Origin of the sequence: Streptomyces sp. NBC_00435 (genome assembly GCF_036014235.1) — a bacterium.
Taxonomy (GTDB): Bacteria; Actinomycetota; Actinomycetes; order Streptomycetales; family Streptomycetaceae; genus Streptomyces.
Genome location: NZ_CP107924.1, coordinates 1,616,975 through 1,633,802, shown reverse-complemented (window position 1 = coordinate 1,633,802; position 16,828 = coordinate 1,616,975). Strand labels below are relative to the sequence as shown.

General features: G+C 70.1%; 15 protein-coding genes. 13 read left to right on the top strand and 2 right to left on the bottom strand.

Going from position 1 to position 16,828, the window contains the following annotated elements:
- Nucleotides 1-5 precede the first annotated feature (5 nt).
- The 10 genes from pdxT (at nt 6) to OG389_RS07370 (ending at nt 10,687) form a co-directional block, all read left to right on the top strand.
- On the top strand, nt 6-596 hold the full coding sequence (gene pdxT, locus OG389_RS07415) for a pyridoxal 5'-phosphate synthase glutaminase subunit PdxT (protein WP_328297665.1): 591 nt from the start codon (nt 6-8) through the stop codon (nt 594-596).
- Nucleotides 597-653: 57 nt separating this feature from the next.
- Nucleotides 654-1,406 carry a YebC/PmpR family DNA-binding transcriptional regulator gene (locus OG389_RS07410; RefSeq protein WP_328297664.1) on the top strand — a complete coding sequence of 251 codons (753 nt, stop codon included), beginning with the start codon at nt 654-656 and terminating at the stop codon, nt 1,404-1,406.
- Nucleotides 1,407-1,530: 124 nt separating this feature from the next.
- On the top strand, nt 1,531-2,067 hold the full coding sequence (gene ruvC / locus OG389_RS07405) for a crossover junction endodeoxyribonuclease RuvC (RefSeq protein ID WP_328297663.1): 537 nt from the start codon (nt 1,531-1,533) through the stop codon (nt 2,065-2,067).
- Nucleotides 2,064-2,696, top strand: a complete 633-nt coding sequence (gene ruvA, locus OG389_RS07400; RefSeq protein WP_328297662.1) for a Holliday junction branch migration protein RuvA — start codon at nt 2,064-2,066, stop codon at nt 2,694-2,696. The genes ruvC and ruvA overlap by 4 nt, the downstream gene beginning before the upstream one ends.
- 100 nt (nt 2,697-2,796) lie before the next feature.
- Complete coding sequence (gene ruvB / locus OG389_RS07395; protein ID WP_328297661.1) at nt 2,797-3,858, top strand: Holliday junction branch migration DNA helicase RuvB; 1,062 nt, start codon at nt 2,797-2,799, stop codon at nt 3,856-3,858.
- A 165-nt stretch (nt 3,859-4,023) separates the two neighbouring features.
- Nucleotides 4,024-4,476, top strand: a complete 453-nt coding sequence (gene yajC, locus OG389_RS07390) for a preprotein translocase subunit YajC (protein ID WP_328297660.1) — start codon at nt 4,024-4,026, stop codon at nt 4,474-4,476.
- Between the two features lie 153 nt (nt 4,477-4,629).
- The gene (gene secD, locus OG389_RS07385; protein ID WP_328297659.1) at nt 4,630-6,417 is read left to right on the top strand and encodes a protein translocase subunit SecD; all 1,788 of its coding nucleotides are present in this window, start codon (nt 4,630-4,632) and stop codon (nt 6,415-6,417) included.
- Nucleotides 6,418-6,420: 3 nt separating this feature from the next.
- Nucleotides 6,421-7,470 carry a protein translocase subunit SecF gene (gene secF, locus OG389_RS07380; protein WP_328297658.1) on the top strand — a complete coding sequence of 350 codons (1,050 nt, stop codon included), beginning with the start codon at nt 6,421-6,423 and terminating at the stop codon, nt 7,468-7,470.
- The gene (locus OG389_RS07375) at nt 7,467-8,021 is read left to right on the top strand and encodes an adenine phosphoribosyltransferase (RefSeq protein ID WP_443059220.1); all 555 of its coding nucleotides are present in this window, start codon (nt 7,467-7,469) and stop codon (nt 8,019-8,021) included. The genes secF and OG389_RS07375 overlap by 4 nt, the downstream gene beginning before the upstream one ends.
- Nucleotides 8,022-8,257: 236 nt before the next feature.
- Nucleotides 8,258-10,687: a RelA/SpoT family protein gene (locus tag OG389_RS07370; RefSeq protein ID WP_328297657.1), complete on the top strand. Its 2,430-nt coding sequence runs from the start codon at nt 8,258-8,260 to the stop codon at nt 10,685-10,687.
- 109 nt (nt 10,688-10,796) lie between these two features.
- Here OG389_RS07370 and OG389_RS07365 read toward each other — a convergent pair whose 3' ends face one another.
- Together OG389_RS07365 and OG389_RS07360 are read right to left on the bottom strand one after the other, a co-directional pair.
- Nucleotides 10,797-12,026 carry a DUF349 domain-containing protein gene (locus OG389_RS07365; RefSeq protein ID WP_328297656.1) on the bottom strand — a complete coding sequence of 410 codons (1,230 nt, stop codon included), beginning with the start codon at nt 12,024-12,026 and terminating at the stop codon, nt 10,797-10,799.
- A gap of 202 nt (nt 12,027-12,228) precedes the next feature.
- Nucleotides 12,229-13,011 (bottom strand): peptidylprolyl isomerase, encoded by a 783-nt coding sequence (locus OG389_RS07360; RefSeq protein WP_328297655.1) that lies wholly within the window; start codon nt 13,009-13,011, stop codon nt 12,229-12,231.
- Between the two features lie 153 nt (nt 13,012-13,164).
- On the opposite strand from OG389_RS07360, the gene OG389_RS07355 reads away from it, so the two are divergent.
- The 3 genes from OG389_RS07355 (at nt 13,165) to OG389_RS07345 (ending at nt 16,764) form a co-directional block, all read left to right on the top strand.
- Nucleotides 13,165-13,875, top strand: coding sequence for an MBL fold metallo-hydrolase (locus OG389_RS07355; protein WP_328297654.1), 711 nt, complete (start codon nt 13,165-13,167; stop codon nt 13,873-13,875).
- Nucleotides 13,876-13,885: 10 nt separating this feature from the next.
- The gene (hisS, locus tag OG389_RS07350; RefSeq protein ID WP_328297653.1) at nt 13,886-15,145 is read left to right on the top strand and encodes a histidine--tRNA ligase; all 1,260 of its coding nucleotides are present in this window, start codon (nt 13,886-13,888) and stop codon (nt 15,143-15,145) included.
- A gap of 416 nt (nt 15,146-15,561) precedes the next feature.
- Nucleotides 15,562-16,764, top strand: a complete 1,203-nt coding sequence (locus OG389_RS07345) for an IS110 family transposase (protein WP_328303536.1) — start codon at nt 15,562-15,564, stop codon at nt 16,762-16,764.
- Nucleotides 16,765-16,828: the final 64 nt, after the last annotated feature.

The following is a 16,828-nucleotide window of genomic DNA, read 5'->3' as shown; positions in this document are numbered from 1 at the left end:
TCACCATGACCACCCCCGTGATTGGTGTCCTGGCACTCCAGGGCGACGTACGGGAGCACCTGATCGCCCTGGCCTCGGCTGACGCCGTGGCCAGGCCGGTCCGGCGTCCCGAGGAGCTGGCCGAGGTCGACGCCCTGGTCATCCCCGGCGGCGAGTCCACGACCATGTCGAAGCTCGCCGTGCTGTTCGGCATGCTGGAGCCGCTGCGTGAGCGCGTGCGGGCCGGGATGCCGGTCTACGGCACCTGCGCAGGCATGATCATGCTCGCCGACAAGCTCCTGGACGGCCGTGAGGACCAGGAGACCCTGGGCGGCATCGACATGATCGTGCGCCGCAACGCCTTCGGCCGGCAGAACGAGTCCTTCGAGGCCCAGGTCGACTTCGCGGGCATCGAGGGCGGCCCCGTCGAGGGCGTCTTCATCCGCGCCCCCTGGGTCGAGTCCGTCGGCGCCGCCGCCGAGGTGCTCGCCACGTACGACGGCCACACCGTCGCCGTACGCCAGGGCAATGTGCTCGCCACCTCGTTCCACCCCGAGCTGACGGGTGACGACCGGGTTCACGCGTACTTCGTCGACATGGTGCGCGCGGGGCTGTAATCAGGTCCCGGTAGGATCGGAGACGAACACTGTTGGTGACGCGAAGGAGACAGGCAGATGTCCGGCCACTCTAAATGGGCTACGACGAAGCACAAGAAGGCCGTGGTTGACGCCAAGCGCGGCAAGCTCTTCGCGAAGCTGATCAAGAACATCGAGGTCGCGGCCCGCATGGGCGGCGCCGACATCGATGGCAACCCGACCCTCTTCGACGCCATCCAGAAGGCCAAGAAGAGCTCGGTCCCGAACAAGAACATCGACTCCGCGGTCAAGCGCGGCGGCGGCCTCGAGGCCGGCGGCGCCGACTACGAGACGATCATGTACGAAGGCTACGGCCCGAACGGCGTCGCGGTACTCATCGAGTGCCTCACCGACAACCGCAACCGTGCCGCGTCCGACGTGCGTGTCGCCATGACCCGCAACGGCGGCTCGATGGCGGACCCGGGTTCGGTCTCGTACCTGTTCAACCGCAAGGGTGTCGTGCTCCTGCCCAAGGGCGAGCTCTCCGAGGACGACGTCCTGGAGACGGTGCTCGAGGCGGGTGCCGAGGAGGTCAACGACCTCGGCGAGAGCTTCGAGATCATCAGCGAGGCCACCGACATGGTCGCGGTCCGTACCGCGCTCCAGCAGGCGGGCATCGACTACGACTCGGCCGACTCCAACTTCCTGCCGACCATGCAGGTCGAGCTGGACGAAGAGGGCGCGCGCAAGATCTTCAAGCTGATCGACGCGCTGGAGGACAGCGACGACGTGCAGAACGTCTTCGCCAACTTCGACGTCTCGGACGAGGTCATGGAGAAGGTCGACGCCTAGGCCTTCGCGCTCACGGCATCGGGCAGCGGGCCGACGGGGGCACACCCCGTCGGCCCGCTGCTTTGTCAGTGGCACCCGATAACCTGCGAAGCTGCACGTACAGGAGATCGAAGAAGGGGGCGGGGTGCGCGTACTCGGCGTTGACCCGGGGCTGACCCGATGTGGTGTCGGGGTCGTCGAGGGGGTGGCCGGACGTCCCCTGACGATGCTGGGCGTGGGGGTCGTACGGACGCCCGCGGACGCCGAGTTGGGCCTCCGGCTCGTCGCGATCGAGCAGGGCATCGAAGCCTGGCTCGATGAGCACCGGCCCGAAGTCGTCGCCGTGGAGCGGGTGTTCAGCCAGCACAACGTCAGCACGGTGATGGGCACCGCCCAGGCGAGCGCCGTCGCCATGCTGTGCGCGGCGCGCCGCGGGATACCGGTCGCGCTGCACACCCCCAGTGAGGTCAAGGCCGCCGTCACCGGCAGCGGTCGCGCCGACAAGGCACAGGTCGGAGCCATGGTGACCCGGCTGCTGCGGCTGTCGGCGCCGCCCAGGCCCGCCGACGCGGCGGACGCCCTGGCCCTCGCCATCTGCCACATCTGGCGCGCCCCCGCGCAGAACCGCCTCCAGCAGGCGGTCGCCCAGCACGCCTCCGCCCTGAAAGGCCGCACCACATGATCGCCTTCGTGAGCGGCACGGTCGCCGCGCTCGCCCCCAACCTGGTCGTCATCGAGGTCGGGGGAGTGGGCATGGCCGTGCACTGCGCGCCCAACACCATCGCCGGCCTGCGGATCGGTGAGCCGGCCCGGCTGGCGACGTCCCTGGTCGTCCGGGAGGACTCGCTGACGCTGTACGGCTTCGCCGACGACGACGAGCGGCAGACCTTCGAGCTGCTGCAGACCGCGAGCGGGGTCGGGCCGAAGCTCGCGCAGGCGATGCTGGCGGTGCACAGCCCGGACGCGCTGCGCATCGCGGTCTCGGTGGGGGACGAGAAGGCGCTGATGGCCGTCTCCGGCATCGGGAAGAAGGGCGCGCAGAAGCTCCTGCTGGACCTGAAGGACAAGCTGGGCGCGCCGCTGGGGTCGAGCGGGACGGTCGGCGCGCAGCGCGCCGCCGCGTCCGGGCCCGCCCCGTGGACGGAGCAGCTGTCCGCCGCCCTGATCGGCCTGGGCTACGCGGCCCGGGACGCGGAGGACGCGGTCTCGGCCGTGACCCCGCAGGCCGAGGCCGCGATTGCCGCCGGCGGTTCGGCCCCGGTTCCGCAGCTCCTGCGCGCCGCCCTGCAGTCCCTGAACCGCGCCCGGTGACATGGCTGCGGCGCCGTTGCCGGGGGCCGGCCCCCGGACCCCCGCGCCCAGGCGGCCCGCACGTACACCTCCGCATCACCGAGAAGGCAGACTGAACACCGTGAACTGGGAAGACGAGAGCGACGACCGGATCGTGGCGGCCGCGGCGGACGGCGAGGACACCGCCGTCGAGGCGGCCCTGCGGCCCAAGGACCTCGGCGAGTTCGTCGGGCAGGAGAAGGTCCGCCAGCAGCTGGACCTCGTCCTGAAGGCGGCCCGCCAGCGCGGCGCCACCGCCGATCACGTGTTGCTCTCGGGAGCCCCGGGGCTGGGCAAGACCACCCTGTCCATGATCATCGCCGCCGAGATGGGCGCGCCCATCCGGATCACCTCCGGTCCCGCCATCCAGCACGCCGGCGACCTCGCCGCCATCCTCTCCTCCCTCCAGGAGGGCGAGGTCCTCTTCCTCGACGAGATCCACCGCATGTCCCGGCCCGCCGAGGAGATGCTGTACATGGCCATGGAGGACTTCCGCGTCGACGTGATCGTCGGCAAGGGACCCGGCGCGACCGCGATCCCGCTGGAGCTGCCCCCGTTCACCCTGGTGGGGGCCACGACCCGGGCCGGTCTGCTCCCGCCGCCGCTGCGCGACCGCTTCGGCTTCACCGGGCACATGGAGTTCTACGCCCCCGAGGAGCTGGAACGAGTCATCCACCGTTCCGCCCGCCTCCTCGACGTGGAGATCGACACGGCTGGCGCCGCCGAGATCGCCGGCCGCTCGCGCGGTACGCCCCGCATCGCCAACCGGCTGCTGCGCCGCGTCCGGGACTATGCCCAGGTGCGCGCCGACGGGGTGATCAACCGCGAGGTCGCCGGCACCGCCCTGCAGGTGTACGAGGTCGACGGGCGCGGGCTCGACCGGCTGGACCGGGCCGTCCTGGAGGCGCTGCTCAAGCTCTTCGGAGGGGGACCCGTCGGCCTGTCGACGCTCGCCGTCGCCGTGGGCGAGGAGCGGGAGACCGTGGAAGAGGTGGCCGAGCCGTTCCTCGTACGGGAGGGACTTCTGGCCAGGACCCCGCGGGGGCGGGTCGCGACCCAGGCCGCATGGGCTCACCTGGGACTTGTTCCGCCGCGGCAGGGCGGGAACGGATCAAGCGGACAACAGGGCCTCTTCGGGACCTGACGGCGCGGAGGTTCGCCTCGCCCGGAACCGCGATGAGATGCTGGGCGTTGTTCCATCGGTGCGGACTCGCCTAGACTCCGCCGATGCCGACCCTTACGGTCGGCGTACCCACCCCCCGTAAAAAGGCCGTGCGCTCGTGCGGCCGATGCGAAGGACCTGAGTCCCTTGAATCCGATCTCCCTCCTCCCGTTCGTGCTGATCATCGGGGCGTTCTTCCTGCTGACCCGCAGCCAGAAGAAGAAGCAGCAGCAGGCCGTGCAGATGCGCGACCAGCTGACGCCCGGTACCGGAGTCCGCACCATCGGCGGCATGTACGCCACGGTGAAGGAGATCGGTGACGACACGGTCACCCTCGAGGTGGCTCCCGGCGTCCACGCGATGTACGCGAAGAACGCCATCGGCGCTGTCCTCGAGGACGAGGAGTACAACCGCATCGTCCACGGCATCACCGATGATCTGACGATCGACACGCCGGTCGTCCCGGACGACGCGTCCTCCCTGACCGAGGACGAGACCCCCAAGCTCGACCTGGGCAAGAAGGACGAGCCCAAGGCCGACGAGCCCAAGGGTGACGAGCCGAAGGACGGCAAGGCCGACGGCGAGGCCGGCGCGAAGTAGCGCCGGGCGGGGGACCGCGCAGGGCGCCTGATCGGCGGCTCCGGCGGTTCCCTCCAGCGACCCTTCTGCGGGGGGCAGGGGTCCCCACACACATTTCGTGGCCGTCCGCGCGCTGACCCGGCGCGGGACGGTTGGACAGGGAGAAACGACAAGGTGGCAGCACCGAAGAAGGGCCGGCGGCCCACGGGGGCTCAGGGGAGGCCGGGGCGCGCCCTGGCCCTCATCCTGATCGCGATGGTGGCGCTCACCGCGGGGATGTTCCTCACGGGTCAGACGACGCCGCGACTCGGCATCGACCTCGCCGGCGGTACGAGCATCACGCTCAAGGCCAAGAGCGAGCCCGGCAAGCCGGACGCGATCAACGAGACCAACATGAACACGGCGGTCGGCATCATCGAACGCCGCGTCAACGGTCTCGGCGTCTCGGAGGCCGAGGTCCAGACGCAGGGCAAAGACCACATCATCGTGAACATCCCCAAGGGGACGAACGAGCAGCAGGCGCGCGAGCAGGTCGGTACGACCGCCCAGCTCTACTTCCGCCCGGTGCTCGCCACGGCGGACGGTGCCCCGGTCGTCCCCGAGGCCAACTCGAGCGGCTCTCCGAGCCCGTCCACGAGCGGTTCCGGTTCTCCGTCCGCGAGCGCACCCACTCCGTCGTCCAGCGCCACTTCCCAGGGCCGTGCGCTCAGCGAGGCCCTCAAGGCCCCGAACGCCCCCTCTCCCTCGCCCTCGGCGAGCGAGTCGAAGAAGGCAGACGACAAGGCCGCCCCGTCCACGTCGCCCTCGGCCCCCAGCGCCGACCAGGCCGCCGCTGCCGACCTGCAGGCGAAGTTCGCCGCGCTGGACTGCAGCAACGAGGCGCAGCGCGCCGCCGTGAGCAAGAACGTCAAGCCCGAGGACCCGACGCTCGCCTGTGGCAAGCGCGGCGACGCCTGGGGCAAGTGGGTCCTCGGCCCGGCCCAGGTCAACGGCCAGGACGTGAAGGACGCCAAGGGTCAGATCGACCCGCAGCGCGGTGCCTGGATCGTCACGATGCAGTTCACCGACAAGGGCGCCGACAAGTTCGCCAAGATCACCGGTGAGCTGGCGGCCAAGCAGTCCCCGCAGAACCAGTTCGCGATCGTGCTCGACGGCGAGGTCATCTCCGACCCGTCCGTCAGCCAGGCGCTGACCGGCGGCAACGCCGAGATCTCCGGCGGCTTCACCCAGCAGTCGGCGATGGACCTGGGCAACATGCTCTCGTACGGCGCCCTGCCGCTGTCCTTCCAGGAGGACAGTGTCACCACCGTCACCGCCGCGCTCGGCGGCGAGCAGCTGAAGGCCGGCCTCATCGCCGGTGCCATCGGCCTCGCGCTCGTCGTGATCTACCTGCTGGCGTACTACCGGGGCCTGGCGTTCGTCGCCATCATCAGCCTCATCGTCTCCGGTATCCTGACGTACACGATCATGGCGCTGCTCGGCAAGGGCATCGGCTTCGCGCTGAACCTGCCCGCCGTCTGCGGTGCGATCGTCGCGATCGGTATCACCGCGGACTCGTTCATCGTGTACTTCGAACGCATCCGGGACGAGATCCGCGAGGGCCGCACGCTGCGTCCGGCCGTCGAGCGCGCCTGGCCGCGTGCCCGGCGCACCATCCTGGTCTCCGACTTCGTGTCGTTCCTGGCGGCCGCGGTGCTGTTCATCGTCACCGTCGGCAAGGTGCAGGGCTTCGCGTTCACCCTGGGTCTGACGACCCTGCTCGACGTGGTCGTGGTGTTCCTCTTCACCAAGCCCGTCATGACGCTGCTGGCCCGTACGGCCTTCTTCTCCAGCGGTCACCCGTGGTCCGGGCTGGACCCGAAGCGACTGGGCGCGAAGCCGCCGCTGCGACGCTCGCGTCGTACCGGCTCCGGCGCGGCCGCCGCGACCGTCTCCGCCCCCGTCGACGCAAAGGAGGCGTGAGGGATGTCGAAGCTCGGAGATCTCGGCGCCAAGCTGTACCGAGGTGAGGTCGGCTACGACTTCGTCGGCAAGCGCTTCGTCTGGTACGGCGTTTCCATCCTGATCACCATCACGGCGATCGTGGCCCTGGCCGTCTCGGGCCTCAACATGGGCATCGAGTTCAAGGGCGGTGCCGTCTTCACCACCCCGAAGACCTCCGTCTCGGAGACCCAGGCCCGTGAGGACGCGGAGAAGGCCTCCGGCCATGACGCGATCGTCCAGAAGCTCGGCACCGGCGGCCTGCGCATCCAGATCTCGGGTCTGGACACCGACGAGGCCGCCGGCGTGAAGGCCAAGCTCGCCACCGACCTCAAGGTCGACGCGGGCCAGATCAACGCCGACCTGGTCGGCCCCAGCTGGGGCGAGCAGATCGCCAACAAGGCCTGGACCGGCCTCGGCGTGTTCATGGTCCTCGTGGTGATCTACCTCGCCATCGCCTTCGAGTGGCGGATGGCGATCGCGGCACTGATCGCGCTGATCCACGACCTCACGATCACGGTCGGCGTGTACGCGCTGGTCGGCTTCGAGGTCACCCCGGGTACGGTCATCGGCCTGCTGACCATCCTCGGTTACTCCCTCTACGACACCGTCGTCGTCTTCGACGGTCTCAAGGAGGGCTCGAAGGACATCACCAAGCAGACCCGCTGGACGTTCAGCGAGGTCGCCAACCGCAGCATCAACGGCACGCTGGTCCGCTCGATCAACACCACCGTCGTCGCGCTGCTCCCCGTCGGGGCGCTGCTCTTCATCGGCGGCGGCTTCCTGGGCGCCGGCATGCTGAACGACATCTCGCTGTCGCTGTTCGTCGGCCTCGCGGCCGGTGCCTACTCGTCGATCTTCATCGCGACCCCGCTGGTCGTGGACCTGAAGGAGCGCGAGCCGGCGATGAAGGCGCTGAAGAAGCGGGTGCTCGCCAAGCGGGCGGCCGGCAAGGGCGAATCGTCCGAGGACGGCTTCGAGACCGAGGACGCGCCGCAGGTCGTGGCGCAGGGCCGCTCGGGTCGTCGCCGGTGACCACGGAGCTGTCCGCCGGCGTACGGGAGCTGCTCCTCAGCCGGATCACGGATGTGGCGGACTACCCGAAGCCGGGAGTGATGTTCAAGGACATCACTCCGCTGCTGGCCGACCCGCAGGCGTTCGGCGCCCTGACGGACGCGCTGGTGGAACTGGCCCGGCGGTACGGAGCGACGAAGATCGTCGGACTGGAGGCGCGGGGGTTCATCCTGGCGGCTCCGGTGGCCGTGCAGGCGGGCATCGGCTTCGTGCCGGTGCGCAAGGCCGGGAAGCTGCCCGGGGCGACCCTGCTGCAGTCCTACGAGCTGGAGTACGGCTCGGCGGAGATCGAGATCCACGCGGAGGCGCTCGACGCCGGGGACCGGGTCATGGTCATCGACGACGTACTGGCCACCGGTGGCACCGCGGGTGCCTCGCTGGAGCTGATCCGGCGGGCGGGTGCGGAGGTCGCGGGTGTCGCGGTCCTGATGGAACTGTCGTTCCTGCCGGGCCGTGAGCGGCTGGCGGGCCCCCTCGCGGGGGCTCCGCTCGACGCGCTGATCGTGGTCTGACCACGCTGTCCGTGAAGCGGGCGGGCACCGGGGACCTCCCGGTGCACGCCCGCTTCCGCGTGTGCGGGCCGCCGCGCGGGCCCGGAGCGGACCGGTGGACCGTGCCGGGGCGCCCGGGGCCCGGGCTCGGGGAACGGGGTGGCGCAACCCTCGCTACGATGGGTTGTCCGGACCGGAACACGGGCACCGGATCCTCCCCCAGACTCCGTCCGGGGGGACCCCCGTGAGGAGCGCTCTTGCCAGACGAGGTCCAGCCAATCCCCGCCGCGCAGCCCGATCCGCAGCCCGAGGCGATCGCGGCGGCCCCGGCCACCCCCCCGCCGGCCCCCGCGCCGCCGGCCAAGCCCGCGTCCGCGAAGTCGGCCGGGTCGTCCAACCGGGTGCGCGCGCGACTGGCCCGCCTCGGCGTCCAGCGTTCCAACCCGTACAACCCGGTGCTGGAACCGCTGCTCCGCATAGTCCGCAGCAACGACCCGAAGATCTCCACGGAGACGCTGCGCCAGATCGAGCAGGCGTACCAGGTCGCGGAGCGCTGGCACCGCGGCCAGAAGCGCAAGAGCGGTGACCCGTACATCACCCACCCGCTCGCGGTGACGACGATCCTCGCCGAGCTGGGCATGGACCCCGCCACGCTGATGGCAGGCCTGCTGCACGACACCGTCGAGGACACCGAGTACGGGCTGGAGGACCTGCGGCGCGACTTCGGAGACGCGGTGACCCTGCTCGTCGACGGCGTCACCAAGCTCGACCGGGTCAAGTTCGGCGAGGCGGCCCAGGCCGAGACCGTCCGCAAGATGGTCGTGGCCATGGCCAAGGACCCCCGGGTCCTGGTCATCAAGCTGGCCGACCGCCTGCACAACATGCGCACCATGCGCTACCTCAAGCGGGAGAAGCAGGAGAAGAAGGCCCGCGAGACCCTCGAGATCTACGCCCCGCTGGCACACCGGCTGGGCATGAACACCATCAAGTGGGAGCTCGAGGACCTCGCCTTCGCGATCCTCTACCCCAAGATGTACGACGAGATCGTGCGGCTGGTGGCCGAAAGGGCCCCCAAGCGGGACGAGTACCTCACCGTCGTCACCGACGAGGTGCAGGCCGACCTCCGGGCCGCACGCATCAAGGCCACCGTCACCGGCCGGCCCAAGCACTACTACAGCGTCTACCAGAAGATGATCGTGCGGGGCCGCGACTTCGCCGAGATCTACGACCTGGTCGGGATCCGCGTCCTGGTGGACACGGTGCGGGACTGCTACGCCGCCCTCGGTACGGTGCACGCGCGATGGAACCCGGTCCCCGGCCGGTTCAAGGACTACATCGCGATGCCGAAGTTCAACATGTACCAGTCGCTCCACACGACGGTCATCGGACCCAGCGGCAAGCCGGTCGAGCTCCAGATCCGCACCTTCGACATGCACCGCCGCGCCGAGTACGGCATCGCCGCGCACTGGAAGTACAAGCAGCAGACCGTCGCCGGCACCTCCAAGGTCCGCACCGACGTGCCGCAGGCCGCCAAGGGCAGCGCGGGCCACGACACGGTCAACGACATGGCGTGGCTGCGCCAGCTGCTGGACTGGCAGAAGGAGACCGAGGACCCCGGCGAGTTCCTCGACTCGCTGCGCTTCGACCTGTCCCGCAACGAGGTCTTCGTCTTCACGCCCAAGGGCGACGTCATCGCGCTGCCGGCCGGAGCCACCCCCGTGGACTTCGCGTACGCAGTCCACACCGAGGTCGGCCACCGGACCATAGGAGCGCGGGTCAACGGGCGGCTCGTACCGCTCGAGTCGACCCTCGACAACGGGGACCTGGTCGAGGTGTTCACCTCCAAGGCCGAGGGGGCCGGCCCGTCCCGCGACTGGCTGGGCTTCGTCAAGTCCCCCAGGGCCCGCAACAAGATCCGTGCCTGGTTCTCCAAGGAGCGTCGGGACGAGGCGATCGAGCACGGCAAGGACGCCATCGCGCGGGCCATGCGCAAGCAGAACCTGCCGATCCAGCGGATCCTGACCGGGGACTCCCTCGTCACCCTCGCGCACGAGATGCGCTATCCCGACATCTCCTCGCTCTACGCGGCGATCGGCGAAGGCCACGTCACCGCGCAGGGAGTCGTCCAGAAGCTGGTCCAGGCCCTCGGTGGCGAGGACGCGGCCAACGAGGACATCGAGGACAGCATTCCGCCGGCCCGCGGCCGCAGCAAGCGGCGCGGCAACGCCGACCCCGGTGTGGTCGTCAAGGGCGTCGACGACGTGTGGGTCAAGCTGGCCCGCTGCTGCACCCCCGTGCCGGGCGACCCCATCATCGGGTTCGTCACGCGCGGCAGCGGCGTCTCGGTGCACCGCGCGGACTGCGTCAACGTCGACTCGCTCTCCCAGCAGCCCGAGCGGATGCTGGAGGTCGAGTGGGCGCCCACCCAGTCCTCCGTCTTCCTGGTCGCCATCCAGGTCGAGGCGCTGGACCGGTCCCGACTGCTGTCGGACGTCACCCGGGTCCTGTCGGACCAGCACGTGAACATCCTCTCGGCGGCCGTGCAGACCTCCCGCGACCGGGTGGCCACCTCCCGGTTCACCTTCGAGATGGGCGACCCGAAGCACCTGGGGCACGTCCTGAAGGCCGTACGGGGCGTCGAGGGCGTCTACGACGTCTACCGGGTGACCTCCGCCCGCAGGCCGTAACCGGACCGCACGAGGCCGCACGAAGGCCTCTGCGGGCCGCGCACCACACGGGAGGGCCCCGGTACGGAAATCCGTACCGGGGCCCTCCCACGTGCGGGGCGGCCGGGAATCAGCCGCCGAACTCCTCCAGGCCCTTCAGCGCCTGGTCGAGCAGGGCCTGCCGGCCCTCCAGCTCCCGGGACAGCTTGTCGGCCTTGGAGTTGTTGCCCGTCGCGCGCGCGGCGTCGATCTGCGTGCGCAGCTTGTCGACCGCCGCCTGCAGCTGACCCGTCAGACCGGCCGCACGGGCCCGCGCCTCCGGGTTCGTACGGCGCCACTCGCCTTCCTCGGCCTCCTGGACGGCCCGCTCGACGGCGTGCATCCGGCCCTCGACCTTGGGACGCGCGTCCCGCGGTACATGGCCGATGGCCTCCCAGCGCTCGTTCAGGGAACGGAACGCGGCGCGGGCCGCCTTCAGGTCCGTGATCGGGACGAGCTTCTCGGCCTCATCGGCCAGCTCCTCCTTCAGCTTCAGGTTCTCCACCTGTTCGGCGTCGCGCTCCGCGAAGACCTCGCTGCGCGCCGCGAAGAAGACGTCCTGGGCGCCGCGGAAACGGTTCCACAGATCGTCCTCGGACTCGCGCTGGGCACGGCCGGCGGCCTTCCAGCTCTCCATCAGCTCGCGGTAGCGGGCGGCCGTCGGGCCCCAGTCGGCCGACTTCGACAGTGCCTCGGCCTCCGCGACCAGCTTCTCCTTGACCTTGCGGGCGTCCTCGCGCTGCGCGTCGAGCGACGCAAAGTGGGCCTTGCGGCGCTTGGAGAAGGCGGAGCGGGCGTGCGAGAAGCGGTGCCACAGCTCGTCGTCCGACTTGCGGTCGAGGCGGGGGAGACCCTTCCAGATGTCCACCAGCGCCCGCAGCCGCTCACCGGCGCTGCGCCACTGGTCGCTCTGCGCCAGCTCCTCGGCCTCGGCCACCAGCGCGTCCTTGGCCGTACGGGCCTCGTCCGTCTGCTTGGCCTTCTGGACCTTGCGCTCCTCGCGCCGCGAGTCCACGGTCGACACCAGCTTGTCCAGCCGGACGCGCAGTGCGTCGAGGTCGCCGACGGCGTGGTGCTCGTCCACCTGCGTGCGCAGGTGCTCGATCGCCGTCTGGGCGTCCTTGGCGGGCAGATCGGTGGTCCGCACCCGTCGTTCCAGGAGGCCGATCTCGACCACCAGGCCCTCGTACTTGCGCTCGAAGTAGGCCAGGGCCTCCTCCGGGGTGCCGGCCTGCCACGAGCCGACGACCTTCTCGCCATCGGCAGTACGCACGTACACGGTGCCGGTCTCGTCGACTCGGCCCCACGGGTCGCTGCTCACAGCGCCTCCTCCACCTGATGCCTTGCGAGGGGTTCACCCCCTGGGCATCGTCCACAGTTTCCTGGGGCGGGCCGCGCCCGCCCTGCACAACGCCAACATAGGCGACCGCCGGGCCGGCTGTCCGCATCCAGCACGACGGAATATCGGCGTGCGGGCGCGGCCAGCGCGGCCGAAGTCCGGGCTCGGGCCGCCTGGTCCGGGGTCAGTTCTGGGTGACGGTGCCCTTCTCGATGGTCACGGGGGTCTTGGGGGCCCCGTCCTGACCGCCGTCGGCCGTACCGGCCTTGGCCACCTCTTCGAGCACCTTCAGGCCGGCCGCGTCGATCTTGCCGAAGGGGGTGTACGAGGGAGCCAGCGGGCTGTCCTTGTAGACCAGGAAGAACTGGCTGCCGCCGGAGCCGGGCTGGCCGGTGTTGGCCATCGCCACGGTGCCCGCCGGGTAGACGACCTGACCCTGCTCGTTGGCCTTGCCGAGGGAGTCGAGGTTCTCGTCGGCGATGGTGTAGCCGGGGCCGCCCATGCCGGTGCCCTGCGGGTCGCCGCACTGCAGGACGAAGATCCCGCTCGTCGTCAGGCGGTGGCACTTGGTGTTGTCGAAGAAGTTCTTGTCGGCGAGCGACTTGAACGAGTTGACCGTCTGCGGGGTCTTCGCCGCGTCCATCTCGAACTTGACGTCGCCCGCGCTGGTCTTCAGGTCGAAGGTGTACTTCGCCTTGGCGTCGATCGCCATCGCCGGGGAGGGGGACTGCTGCGGGGTGGGCGAGGCCGAGGGGGTCGCGGCCGGATCGGCCGCCTCGTCCTTCTTGTCCTTGTCGAAGACGCCGCCGACCACGAGGCCGACCAGCGTCGCGACGACCACGGCCACCGCCGCGCCGACCACGGCCGCGCGCCTGCGCGTCTTCTGCCGTGCCTCGGCACGCCGCTTCTGCTGGCGTTCGTACTTCTCCCTGGCGAGCTGGCGCCGCCGCTGATCGCTCGTGACCACCGGGTCGTCTCCTTGTGCGTGTCTGGTACCACTGTCCGGGCTGGGTTAGGCCGTACCGTATATGGGTTCGCTGTGTAATGAGCGGCGCCGGTAGGCTCTGAGCAGCAGCATTCCGATCTGCAGCCTCCCGCCGGACGACGATTGAGGACGAACGTGCTGATTGCCGGATTCCCGGCCGGGGCCTGGGGGACCAATTGCTACGTGGTCGCCCCCGCCGCCGGTGAGGAGTGCGTCATCATCGACCCCGGCCACCAGGCCACCCAGGGTGTCGAGGAGACGCTGAGGAAGCACCGGCTCAAGCCCGTCGCGGTCGTGCTCACCCATGGCCACATCGATCATGTGGCCTCGGTGGTCCCGGTGTGCGGAGCACACGACGTACCGGCCTGGATCCACCCCGAGGACCGCTTCATGATGAGCGACCCGGAGAAGGCCCTCGGCCGCTCGCTGGGCGCGCAGCTCATGGGCGAGCTCACGGTGGGGGAACCGTCCGACGTGAAGGAACTGACCGACGGCGCGAAGCTCGCCCTCGCGGGCATGGAGCTCACCGTCTCGCACGCCCCCGGCCATACCAGGGGGTCGGTGACCTTCGGGACGCCCGTGGCGGGGGACGTTCCCCCGCTGCTGTTCTCGGGCGACCTGCTCTTCGCCGGCTCCATCGGGCGTACCGACTTCCCCGGCGGCAGCCACGCCGACATGCTCGAGTCGCTGGCCCGCGTGTGCCTGCCGCTCGACGACTCGACCGTGGTGCTGCCCGGACACAACGAGCACACGACCATTGGCCGTGAGCGCGCCACCAACCCTTACCTGCGGCAGGTGGCCGCCGGCCTGGGAGACGGCTTCACGTCTCCACGACGAGGAATGTGACGAGAGTTTCGTGAGTACTTTTCAGGCCCCCAAGGGCACGTACGACCTGCTGCCGCCCCGCTCCGCCACCTTCCTGGCGGTGCGCGAGGCGATCTCCGCGCCGCTGAGGAACTCCGGGTACGGGTACGTGGAGACCCCCGGCTTCGAGAACGTCGAGCTGTTCTCGCGCGGTGTCGGGGAGTCCACCGACATCGTCAGCAAGGAGATGTACACGCTCACGACGAAGGGCGGCGACCAGCTGGCGCTCCGCCCCGAGGGCACCGCCTCCGTGCTCCGCGCGGCCCTGCAGGGCAACCTGCACAAGCTCGGCGGCCTGCCCGTCAAGCTCTGGTACTCCGGCTCGTACTACCGCTACGAGCGGGCCCAGGCCGGCCGCTACCGCCACTTCTCCCAGGTCGGCGCCGAGGCGATCGGCGCCGAGGACCCCGCGCTGGACGCCGAGCTGATCATCCTGGCCGACCAGGCGTACCGCTCGCTGGGCCTGCGCAACTTCCGGATCCTGCTCAACTCGCTGGGCGACAAGGAGTGCCGGCCGGTGTACCGGGAGGCCCTCCAGGCCTTCCTGCGCGGGCTGGACCTGGACGAGGACACCGTCCGCCGGGCCGAGATCAACCCGCTGCGCGTCCTCGACGACAAGCGGGAGTCCGTCCAGAAGCAGTTGGTCGGCGCGCCGATGCTGCGGGACTACCTCTGCGACGCCTGCAAGACGTACCACGAGGAGGTGCGGGCGCTGGTGACGGCGGCCGGGGTCGTCTTCGAGGACGACGAGAAGCTGGTGCGCGGGCTGGACTACTACACGCGCACCACCTTCGAGTTCGTGCACGACGGCCTGGGCTCCCAGTCGGCGGTCGGCGGCGGCGGCCGCTACGACGGCCTCTCCGAGATGATCGGCGGGCCGGCTCTGCCCTCGGTGGGCTGGGCGCTGGGCGTGGACCGTACGGTGCTGGCGCTCGAGGCCGAGGGCGTCGCGCTGGACATCCCGGCCGCGACCTCCGTCTTCGCGGTGGCGCTGGGCGCGGCGAAGCCGGTGCTGTTCGGTCTGGTGACCGAGCTCCGGCGGGCCGGTGTGGCCGCGGACATCTCGTACGGGGGCAAGGGCCTCAAGGGCGCGATGAAGGACGCGAACCGCAGTGGGGCGCGGTTCGCGCTGGTCGCCGGGGACCGGGACCTCGAAGAGGGCGTGGTCCAGCTGAAGGACATGCAGTCCGGGGAGCAGACTCCGGTCGCCCTGGCCGATGTCGTGGACGCGGTCCGGGCGAAGCTGGCCTGACCGTCGCTGCCGCCGAGTGGGGCGGGGCAGGGGGAGCCGCTGCGCGGAGCTCTCCCCGCCCCGCCCCTTCGCCGTTTCCCGGGGCTCCGCCCCAGACCCCGCACCGAGGTACACCGGCCGGGTGGTAGCGGGCGAGGTGCTCGACGGATCGTCGGATCGAGTCCGTCCACCGGTCCCCCCATTACCGTTTTGGTTGCCCCGCAACGGGGCGCCCGGCCTTCGGAGTCGGCATGACTTTCTCCCCCTGTCGATCGCATGTCTTGGGGGGTGGTGTCACCGGCTCCGGAGGCATCGACAGACCGCTGATTAGGGGCATGACCACCGGCTTCTTCGCAGGTCGGGAGGCTCTTCGTAATGTGGATGTGGCGATCGGTGCCGTGGGACGGCCGGGCGACGGGGACGACCGGAGGACGCACGTGATCGACATCAGCGGCATCGGCGCCTTCCTCGGCCTGGACGTCGGCAAGGGCGAACACCACGCCACCGCCGTCACGCCGGCCGGGAAGAAGGCCTTCGATAAGCGGCTGCCCAACAGTGAGCCCAAGCTCCGCGAGGTCTTCGGGAGACTGCAGGCCAAGCACGGGACCGTGCTGGTCGTGGTCGACCAGCCGGCCTCCATCGGCGCTCTGCCGCTCGCAGTCGCGAGGGACATGGGCTGCCCGGTCGCCTATCTGCCCGGGCTGACGATGCGACGGATCGCTGATCTCTATCCGGGCGAGGCCAAGACTGATGCCCGCGACGCGTTCGTCATCGCGGACGCGGCCCGCGTCATGCCCCACACGCTCCGCTCGGTCGATCTCGAGGAGGAAACCATCGCCGAGCTGGAGATGATCGTCGGCTTCGACGACGACCTCGCGGGTGAGGCAACCCGGATCAGCAACCGTCTCCGCGGCCTTCTCACGCAGATCCATCCGTCGCTGGAACGGGTCCTGGGCCCGCGAGTGCAGCATCCGGCGGTGCTCAAGCTCCTCGACCAGTTCGGTTCCCCAGCCCAGATCCGCAAGGCCGGACGCCGTCGCCTCGTGACCTTGATACGTCCCAAGGCGCCGCGGATGGCCGAGCGGCTGGTCGAGGACATCTTCACGGCTCTGGACGAGCAGACCGTCGTCGTCCCGGGCACCGACGCGGCCGCATTGATCGTCCCCAGCCTCGCCAACTCTCTCCAGGCAGTGCTTGACCAGCGAAAACTCCTCGCAGCCCGGATCGAGGAACTGCTGGAGCTCCACCCTCTTTCCAAGGTCCTGACGTCCATGCCGGGGATCGGCGTCAGGACCGGAGCCCGCATCCTCATCGACGTCGGCGACGGCAGTTCGTTCCCGTCCGCCGCTCACCTCGCTGCCTATGCCGGCCTCGCCCCGACGACCCGCAGTTCCGGTTCGTCGATCCGCGGCGAGCAACCATCCCGACGCGGAAACAAGCAGCTCAAACGGGCCTTCTTCCTCTCCGCGTTCGCAGCCCTCGCCGACCCGGCCTCCCGGGCCTACTACGACAAGAAGATCAGCCAGGGCAAACACCACACCCAAGCACTCCTCTGCCTCGCCCGACGACGAGCCGACGTCCTCTTCGCCATGCTCCGAGACGGCACCTTCTACGAACCCCAGACCGCCCCATCACCTTGACCAAACCCATAGGGGCACCCCCCCGTGCGTACCTCCTTATGTCCGTCGAACGGTGGACGGCCGT